This window comes from Microbacterium sp. zg.Y909 (assembly GCF_024626565.1).
In genome coordinates this window covers 1-8,440 of record NZ_JANJFJ010000192.1, presented here as the reverse complement: position 1 = coordinate 8,440, position 8,440 = coordinate 1, and the positions used below count along the sequence as shown (strand labels likewise).

The 8,440-nt window shown below is 69.5% G+C and carries 10 protein-coding genes; 7 read left to right on the top strand and 3 right to left on the bottom strand.

The features are described 5' to 3' along the window. The 4 genes from NQ160_RS13965 to NQ160_RS13950 all read left to right on the top strand — a co-directional run. Nucleotides 1-963, top strand: a 963-nt coding sequence (locus NQ160_RS13965; protein ID WP_257515818.1) for an AIR synthase related protein, incomplete at its 5' end; no start/stop codon positions are given. Nucleotides 964-975: 12 nt separating this feature from the next. After that, nucleotides 976-1,107, top strand: coding sequence for a hypothetical protein (locus NQ160_RS13960; protein ID WP_257515817.1), 132 nt, complete (start codon nucleotides 976-978; stop codon nucleotides 1,105-1,107). Between the two features lie 39 nt (nucleotides 1,108-1,146). Further along, nucleotides 1,147-1,899: a hypothetical protein gene (locus tag NQ160_RS13955; protein WP_257515816.1), complete on the top strand. Its 753-nt coding sequence runs from the start codon at nucleotides 1,147-1,149 to the stop codon at nucleotides 1,897-1,899. Nucleotides 1,900-1,938: 39 nt separating this feature from the next. After that, nucleotides 1,939-2,667, top strand: a complete 729-nt coding sequence (locus NQ160_RS13950; protein ID WP_257515815.1) for a hypothetical protein — start codon at nucleotides 1,939-1,941, stop codon at nucleotides 2,665-2,667. Between the two features lie 104 nt (nucleotides 2,668-2,771). Here NQ160_RS13950 and NQ160_RS13945 read toward each other — a convergent pair whose 3' ends face one another. The 3 genes from NQ160_RS13945 to NQ160_RS13935 form a co-directional block, all read right to left on the bottom strand. Then, on the bottom strand, nucleotides 2,772-3,677 hold the full coding sequence (locus tag NQ160_RS13945; protein WP_257515814.1) for a glycine betaine ABC transporter substrate-binding protein: 906 nt from the start codon (nucleotides 3,675-3,677) through the stop codon (nucleotides 2,772-2,774). A gap of 112 nt (nucleotides 3,678-3,789) precedes the next feature. Continuing rightward, on the bottom strand, nucleotides 3,790-4,728 hold the full coding sequence (locus NQ160_RS13940; protein ID WP_257515813.1) for an ABC transporter permease: 939 nt from the start codon (nucleotides 4,726-4,728) through the stop codon (nucleotides 3,790-3,792). Then, complete coding sequence (locus tag NQ160_RS13935) at nucleotides 4,725-6,044, bottom strand: quaternary amine ABC transporter ATP-binding protein (protein WP_257515812.1); 1,320 nt, start codon at nucleotides 6,042-6,044, stop codon at nucleotides 4,725-4,727. The genes NQ160_RS13940 and NQ160_RS13935 overlap by 4 nt, the downstream gene beginning before the upstream one ends. Nucleotides 6,045-6,388: 344 nt before the next feature. On the opposite strand from NQ160_RS13935, the gene NQ160_RS13930 reads away from it, so the two are divergent. Genes NQ160_RS13930 through NQ160_RS13920 form a run of 3 tightly spaced genes read left to right on the top strand, consistent with a single transcriptional unit; the run spans nucleotide 6,389 to nucleotide 8,366 of the window. Next, nucleotides 6,389-6,769 (top strand): GntR family transcriptional regulator, encoded by a 381-nt coding sequence (locus tag NQ160_RS13930; RefSeq protein WP_257515811.1) that lies wholly within the window; start codon nucleotides 6,389-6,391, stop codon nucleotides 6,767-6,769. Beyond that, nucleotides 6,766-7,674, top strand: coding sequence for an ABC transporter ATP-binding protein (locus NQ160_RS13925; protein ID WP_257515810.1), 909 nt, complete (start codon nucleotides 6,766-6,768; stop codon nucleotides 7,672-7,674). The genes NQ160_RS13930 and NQ160_RS13925 overlap by 4 nt, the downstream gene beginning before the upstream one ends. Next, nucleotides 7,671-8,366, top strand: coding sequence for a hypothetical protein (locus tag NQ160_RS13920; RefSeq protein ID WP_257515809.1), 696 nt, complete (start codon nucleotides 7,671-7,673; stop codon nucleotides 8,364-8,366). Before NQ160_RS13925 ends, NQ160_RS13920 begins: the two co-directional genes overlap by 4 nt. Nucleotides 8,367-8,440 lie beyond the last annotated feature (74 nt).

Below are 8,440 nucleotides of genomic sequence, written 5' to 3'. Positions count from 1 at the left end.
GCGCTGAGCTTCCCCGACGACGCCGGCATGATCCGCGTCGACGAGGAGTCGGGCCTGGGGTTCGCCATCGCCACCGACTGCAACAGCCGGTTCTGCCAGCTCGACCCCTACGAGGGCGCCAAGCTCGCCCTCGCCGAGGCGTACCGCAACGTCGCCGTCACAGGTGCCGTGCCGACCGCGGTCACCGACTGCCTCAACTTCGGCAGCCCCGAGAACCCCGAGGTCATGTGGCAGTTCTCGCAGACCGTCGACGGGCTCTCCGACGCGTGCCTCGAGCTCGGTGTTCCCGTCACCGGCGGCAACGTGTCGTTCTACAACCAGACCGGTGACGCTCCGATCTTCCCGACTCCGGTCGTGGGCGTCCTCGGCATCATCGACGACGTGGCGCGACGCATCCCCAGCGGATGGCAGGATGCCGGCGAGAACATCTACCTGCTCGGCGTCACGGCCACCGAGCTGAGCGGCTCGCAGTGGGCCGGCACCATCCACGGCCACCTCGGAGGTCGCCCTCCGAAGGTCGACCTCGCGGCCGAGAAGCGTCTGGCGGATCTGCTGCACGCGGCATCCCTGCAGTCCCTCGTCTCCAGCGCCCACGACGTCTCCGGCGGGGGCCTTGCCCAGACGCTCGCCGAGGGCGTCATGCGCTTCGGCGTCGGCGCCCGGGTGTGGCTGAGCGAGATCATGGAGCGCGACGGCGTCGACGCCGCGACCGCGCTGTTCTCGGAGTCCACCGGCAGGGTTGTGGTGACCGTGCCCCGCGAGGACGACGTGAAGTTCCGCGGGCTCTGCGACGGCCGCGGCTACCCCGTGATGCGCATCGGCGTGACCGACGCGCCCGGCGACGGCGACGCGCCGGCCCTCGAGATCCAGGACGTGTTCACCGTGTCCGCCACCGAGCTGCGCCAGCGATCGCAAGCCACCCTGCCCGCCGCCTTCGGCGCGACGGTGGCCGAGCCCGTCTGACGAGGAGATGACATGAGCGACGACGATTACGGCAACTACGGGCAGGGACGCCAGCGGCGCATGAAGATCGTCGCGTGGGTCGTGATCGCGTCGCTGATCCTCGTCGGCGGCGGGTCGACCGTCATCGCACTGCTGTTCGGCTGAGACCGGGCCGGAGACAGGGCCGACGCGTACGATGACAGGGTGGACACCGTCCTCCTGGTCCTGGGGTCATGGTGGTGGATCGCTCCGGCAGCGGCCGGGGCGGGCGCCGTCGGCTACAGCGCCCTGACGACCAACCGCCGTCGCGCCCGCCGGCTGGAGCTCGACGCCGCCCGGCACGAGGAGCTCGCCGCCTACCGCGCACTGCAGTCCGCCCGCGCCCAGGTGCGCGCCGCGCAGGCCGATGTGCTCACCGAGAAGGCGCAGCGGGGTTCGCCGTGGCTTCCCGCCCCGATGTCCGAGGCGAAGCGGATGCTGCAGGAGGCGAAATACGACGAGAAGCGGGCCTCGCTGCAGCTGCGCGCCACCCGCAGCCGAGTGAAGGCGATGCGCGCCCGGTACGCCGCCACGGGCCGCGACGCGCCCCTGCCGATCGAGCAGCTGACCGCCCGCCTCGACGCCGTCACCGCTCGGTGGCTGGAGTACGAGACGGATGCCGCGAAGGCGCTCGCGTTCCCGCAGATGCTCGAGTCCCGGCATCCGCTGACCCTGGCGTTCCTCAAGGCCCAGCGCGAGGCGCAGTGGTTGCGTCCGGCATCCGCGCGCGAGAAGGTGACCCCGGAGCGCTTCGTGGCGTATCGCGATGCGGTGCACGCGGCCGAGACCGCGTTCGCTGCGGCTGAGCGCGACGCGCAGCGCGCGGCGCGGGGCGGGGCGCCGGGGATTCGTGGGGTTTCGGGGGGAGGGCAGTGGCCGGTTCCGTCGCGGGATTCGAAGCCGCCCGCCGCGCAGTAGCGCGCTGTCACCGCCGGCGCCGCGGGCTAGCATGACAGAGTGGATGAGCTGGTCACCTTTCTCGGGAGCTACTGGTGGTTGGCGTTCCCGCTGGCCGGGGTGTTCGGCGGGGCATGGGAGGGGTGGCAGCGGGCGAGCAAGCGCCGGCACAAGCGCCGCCTCGAGATCATCCGCGCCAAGAGCGAGCTGAAGGCAGCGCAGGCGGCAGCCCGTGGACGGCCGGCGGCGACGGCATCCATCCCCACGGCGATCACCCGCCCATCGCCGCAGCCCAGCCAGCTCGAGCAGCTGTTCGCGCTACACGACGGTGTGACGCAGCGCTGGCTCGACTACGAGCTCGATGTGGCGAAGCTGATCGCCTTCCCCGCCATGAGCGACGGGCGACAGCCCCTGACGGCGGCCTTCCTGCGGGCGAAGAAGCACGCCGATCACCTGCGGCCGGAATCGGCGAACGCGAAGGTGTCGCAGGAGCAGGTGGACGAGTACCGCAAGGCGGTAACGGAGTTCGAAGTGGCGTTCGACCTGGCCGAGCGTGAGGCGCGGCGCATGCGGGATTCGTCGTTCAGCGAGGTGGAGCGCAAGCGCCTGGCGACGGCGCAGCAGCTGCTCTCGGTCGCGGTGGACCAGGCGGCGACGCCCTCGGAGCGGCAGGTGGCTTACAAGCGCGTGCGCGAGGAGCTCAACGGGCTGATCGCGCTGTCGGACGAGGCGATCGACGTGCTCGAGACGAAGGTGTCGCTGGAGATCACCTCCGGAACCCCCGAGTGAGTATTCGCGTCGCCGAGTGAGTACTCGCGGAACAACTGCGGCCGAACCGCAGGCCCCACGAGTACTCACTCAAAGCGACGAATACTCACTCGCGAGCGGGGGACTCAGGAGGTCAGGGTGGCGACCCACTCCTCGTTCGCGGCGATCCACTCGGCCACGACGGCCTCGTAGTCGTCGCTGTCGTTCTCGTTGAACATCGCATTCTCGAGCGAGTACAGCGTCTCGCTGTCCATCTTGAAGGCGCTCAGCCACTCGAAGACCTCGGGGAAGTCCTCCTCGAACGTCGTCGAAGCGTACGAGTGGATGCCCTCGGCGTCGCCGAGCAGCCCCTTCGGGTCCTCGAGGTCCTTGATCGGGAACGCGTCGTACGCCCAGTGCGGGCGCCACAGCGTCACGAGGATGTCCTCGCCGGCACGGGTCGCCGTGTCGAGCTCGGTGAGCATCGCCGGGGTCGACGACGTCACGTGGTCGAAGGCCTCCAGGCCATAACCGGGGATGACGGCCGAGTCGGTGACGGTCGCGAGACCCGAGCCCGACTCGATGCCGTAGATCGTGCTGTCGAAGAGGTCCGCGTTGTCGGCGAGCTGCTCGATCGAGTCGATCGGCGCGTCCTCGTTCACCGCGAAGGTGAGCTTGGCGTCCTCGTTCCAGGCGCCGAGGTCGACCATGTCATCGCCGTACTCTTCGATGTAGTCGGCGTGGGTCAGCGGCAGCCAGGTGTCCAGCGTCACGTCGTAGTCGCCACTGGCGATGCCGTTGTAGACGGCCGCCGGGTCGGCGTACTCGAGTTCGACCTCGTAGCCCTGCTCCTCGAGCACGGTCTTCCACAGCTCGGACGCGGCGATGCCCTCGTCCCAGCCGTTGAAAACGGCGATGGTGATGGGGCGGTCTGCCGCGGCATCCCCCTCGGTGCCGGCACCCTCGTCGGACCCGCCGGCGCAGCCGGTGAGCGTCAGGGCTGCGGCGGAGGTGAGCGCGAGCGCCCCCAGGAAAGTGTTTCTCTTGGTCATCGTGACTTCCTCTCCCTTCGTGTGCTGTGCACGAAGCGGTCGTTGTGGTCGGGCGCGGAATCTCCGCGCCCCCCGCGAGTGATGAGCTCGCAAGACGTTGGGCCCGAAGGCGTCAGGCGGATGCCGCGACCGGCCGCGGCTCGTCCGCGTCGGCATCCCGCGACGCGGCGCGCGCCGCGCGAGAAGCGCCACGGCCGCGCGAAGCGGCCCGGGCACCACGGCGTGACCCTCGGGCGGCGAGCGCGGAGGTCACGCGGTCGAGGATCATCGCGATGATGACCACCGACAGCCCGGCTTCGACGCCGAGCGCGATGTCGATCTTCTGCAGGCTCTGCACGACGTCGCCACCGAGTCCGCGGGCGCCGACCATGCCGGCGATGACCACCATCGACAGGCTCAGCATGATCACCTGGTTGACGCCGGCCATGATGCTCGGAAGCGCCAGCGGCAGCTGGATCTGACGCAGGATGCGGCCGGGCGAGGCGCCGAAGGCGTGGCCGGCCTCGACCACCTCGCGGTCGACGCCGCGGATGCCGAGCTCGGTCAGCCGCACGCCGGGGGCGAGGGCGAAGAGGATGGTCGCGACGATGCCGGGCACGACGCCGACGCGGAACAGCATGAGCGCGGGGATGAGGTACACGAACGCCGGCATGGTCTGCAGGAAGTCCAGCACCGGGCGGACGATCTTCGAGACGGTGTCGTTGCGGGCCGCCCAGATGCCCAGCGGAATGCCGATCGCGAGCGCGATCACCGAGGCGACGATGACCAGGGCGAGCGACTGCATCGCGTTCTCCCATTGGCCGACACCCACGATGACGAGGAGTCCGACCACGGTGCCGACGGCCAGCCACACGCCCTTGGCCCACAGCGCCAGCGCGGCGAGCACGACGATGACCGCCCAGAACGGCGGCGCCTGCAGCACCCACTCGAGCGCGTCGTAGACAGCCAGGAACAGCGAGCGGAGTCCGTCGAAAAGCCACCCGAAGGTGTCGATCAGCCAGCGGACGAAGGTTTCGGCGATGTCGCCGATCGGAAGACGCACGTCGTTCACGCTGCTCCCCCCTTCGACGAGGCCGCGAGTTCGGCGGCGTCGGCCTCCGCCTGCCCGAGTTCCTCCAGCGAGGCGGCGAGGTCGGCCGGCGGCACCGAGGGCGCGGGCTCGATGATCGGCAGGGCCTGGGTCGTGGCGGGGACGTTCCCGAGCGCGGCGAGCAGCGTCACGCGCGGGATGAGGCCGACCAGGCGACCGGCGGCATCCACCACCGGCACCGGCACCGTCGTCTCGACGGCGCGCTCGACGACATCGGTCAGCGGGTCGTCGGGCGACACCGTCGGGACGGACGCGTCGATGACGGCGCGCAGGTCGGTCTCGCCCGCCTTGATCGCCCGGATCACCTGACGGTCGCTGATCACACCCAGCAGCCTGCGGTTCTCGGTGACGAACACCGAGCCGGCCTGCAGCTCGCGCAGGGACCGCAGCGCACCGCGCAGCCCGGCGCTGACGGGAGTCGTGGCGTGGGCGGGCTCCATGACGGCGGATGCCGTGAGCACCCTGGCCCGGTCGACGTCCTGCACGAACTGGGCGACGTAGTCGTTCGCCGGGTCCGTGAGGATCTCTTCGGGCGTGCCGTTCTGCACGATGCGCCCGTCGCGCATGACAGCGATGCGGTCGCCGAGGAACATGGCTTCGTTGAGGTCGTGGGTGATGAAGACGATGGTGCGGCCGAGCTCGCGCTGCAGCTCGACCAGCTGCTCCTGCATCTCGCGGCGGATCAGCGGATCGAGCGCGGAGAACGCCTCGTCCATGAGCAGGATGTCGGTGCCGGCCGTGAGCGCACGGGCGAGCCCCACCCGCTGACGCATGCCGCCGGAGAGCTCATCGGGCATCGCCTCGGCGCGGTCGCCCAGGCCAACCTTCTCGAGGATCTCCATCGCCCGACCGCGGCGTTCGGCCTTGCCGACGCCCTGGATCTCGAGCGCATACGCGGCGTTGTCGAGCACCGTGCGGTGCGGCAGCAGCGCGAAGTGCTGGAACACCATCGAGATCGACTGACGACGGATGCCGCGCAGCTCGCTGGCCGACGCCCCCGTGACGCTGCGTCCTTGTACAAGCACCTCGCCCGCGGTGGGCTGCAGCAGCCCGTTGAGCATGCGGATGATCGTCGACTTGCCCGACCCCGACAGCCCCATGATGACGAAGATCTCGCCCGGCTGCACGGTGAAGCTGGCATCGATCACGGCGGCCGTTCCGGCGTCGGCCACGTCGGCCCGGCTCTGGCCGGCGCGCAGGCGCTTGACGGCATCCTTGGGGTTGCGTCCGAAGACCTTGAACAGATTCTTCGCTTCGACAGCAGGGGCAGAACTCACGTGTTTTCACCTCGGCAGCCGTCGCTTCAGGCCGCATCGGTAGCGCCCGGGTAGACGGTCATCGGCGCTGCACACACGCGTCGGGTGTCGACGCGGCACAGCGCTCCGGCGACGCACATTCGGGTGGGTCGCCCAGACCGCCGACCATACGTTCGCTCGCACCGATGGCCTCGGGTCGGGCCGGGCGAGCGATCGCGGACTGGTCGTCGGGGCCTCGCGGCCCTCGCTTCCACCGTACCCAGCGACCTCACAGGTGGCAAACCGGCGCAAGTGGGGCCTTGACATCGCGGCATCCTGCGTTGCATGGTTAGTTAGTCGAGTAATTAACCAGCGGACGGAGCAGCGTGATCGAAGACGGCCGGGCCATCTTCCTGCAGATCGCCGAGAGCATCGAGGACGCCATCATCGACGGCAGCTTGCCGGAGGAGACCCAGGCGCCCTCGACGAACGAGCTCGCGGCATTCCACCGCATCAACCCCGCCACGGCGGCCAAAGGAGTGAACATGCTCGTGGACAAGGGCGTCCTGTACAAGCGACGCGGCATCGGCATGTTCGTCGCCCCGGGGGCCCGCGAGCAGCTGCGCGGCGAGCGTCGCGCCGCCTTCGCGGACCGCTTCATCGACCCACTGCTGACCGAAGCCCGCGCCCTGGGCCTCGGCGCCGACGACCTCACCGCGCTCATCCAGCGTCGGTACACCACTACAGGAGAAGGGACGGCACGATGACCTCCGTCATCGAGGTGCAGAACCTCACCAAGCGCTACCGCGAGACCGTCGCGGTCGACGACGTGAGCTTCGAGATTCAGAAGGACACCATCTACGGGCTCCTCGGCCGCAACGGTGCGGGCAAGACGACGATCATGTCGATCCTCACCGCGCAGAACTTCGCCACGTCCGGCGACGTGCGCATCTTCGGCGAGGACCCGTACGAGAACGCGGGCGTCCTGCAGCGGATGTGCTTCGTCCGTGAGAGCCAGAAGTACCCCGACGACGCGCTACCCAAGCACGCGTTCGACACCGCCCGGCTGTTCTTCCCGAATTGGGACCAGGACTTCGCCGAGCGCCTCATCGAGGACTTCCAGTTGCCGGTCAAGACCCGGATCAAGAAGCTCTCCCGTGGTCAGCTCTCCGCCGTGGGCGTCATCATCGGGCTCGCCGCGCGTGCGGAGATCACGTTCTTCGACGAGCCCTACCTGGGCCTGGATGCCGTCGCGCGCCAGATCTTCTACGACCGGCTGCTCGAGGACTACGCCGCGCATCCCCGCACGGTGATCCTCTCCAGCCATCTGATCGACGAGGTGTCCAACCTCCTCGAGCGGGTGCTGGTGATCGACCGAGGCCGCATCGTCATGGACGAGGACACCGACGTGGCGCGCAGTCGCGCAGCCAACATCGTCGGCGACAGCGCCGCTGTCGAGGCGTTCGTCGCCGGCCGCGAGGTGATCCACCGCGAGACCCTTGGGCGCGTGTCGAGTGTGACCGTGCTCGGCACCCTCACGGCATCCGAGCGGGCGGAGCTGGCGGCAGCGGGCCTGGACGTGGGTCCGGTGTCGCTGCAGCAGCTGATCGTCCGCATCACACAGCACGCCGCGGGCACCGCGGCGGCGATCGACGAAGGAGCACTGCGATGAGCCGCACCGTCAATGTCGTGCGCATGCAGCTGACGAACCGGGCGACGTACATCTGGGTCCCGCTCATCGTGCTGGTGGGCACGCTGGCGATCACGCTGGCGATCTACGGGATCTTGGACTACGCCGGGGTGGTGGGCCCGAAGTACGGGGGTGGCGCGCAGGCGCCGCTGTGGTACTTCGCAGTGGTCGGCATCCAGGCGCTCACCCTCACGTTCCCCTTCTCACAGGCGATGAGCGTGACGCGGCGGGAGTTCTACGTCGGCACCGTGCTCACCGCGGTGCTCACCTCTGCCCTGCTGGGTCTGGTGTTCGTGATCGGCGGGCTGCTCGAGCAGGCCACTGACGGATGGGGCATGAACGGCTACTTCTTCTACCTGCCGTGGGTGTGGGAAGCGGGACCGGTCGCCGCCGGGTTCGTGTTCTTCGTGCTGGCGCTGCTGTTCTTCGTCTGCGGATTCTGGGGCGCGACGATCTACAAGCGGTTCGGCAACCTGTGGCTCACCGTGGTTCTGGTCGGACTCGCGCTCGCACTGGTGGCCCTCGCCTGGTTCATCACGCAGACACAGTCCTGGGGTGCGTTCGCCGAATGGTTCGTCGCACAGGGGGCGCTGGGCCTGGCCCTGTGGGGCGTCGGCCTCATCGCGGTGCTGGCCGTGATCTCCTGGCGGACGCTTCGCCGCGCGGTTCCCTGATCCACCGCGTCGCGGACGCCCCGGGCTTCGGCTCGGGGCGTTGCGCGTCGGGTCAGCGCTCGTCGGCGGCGGCG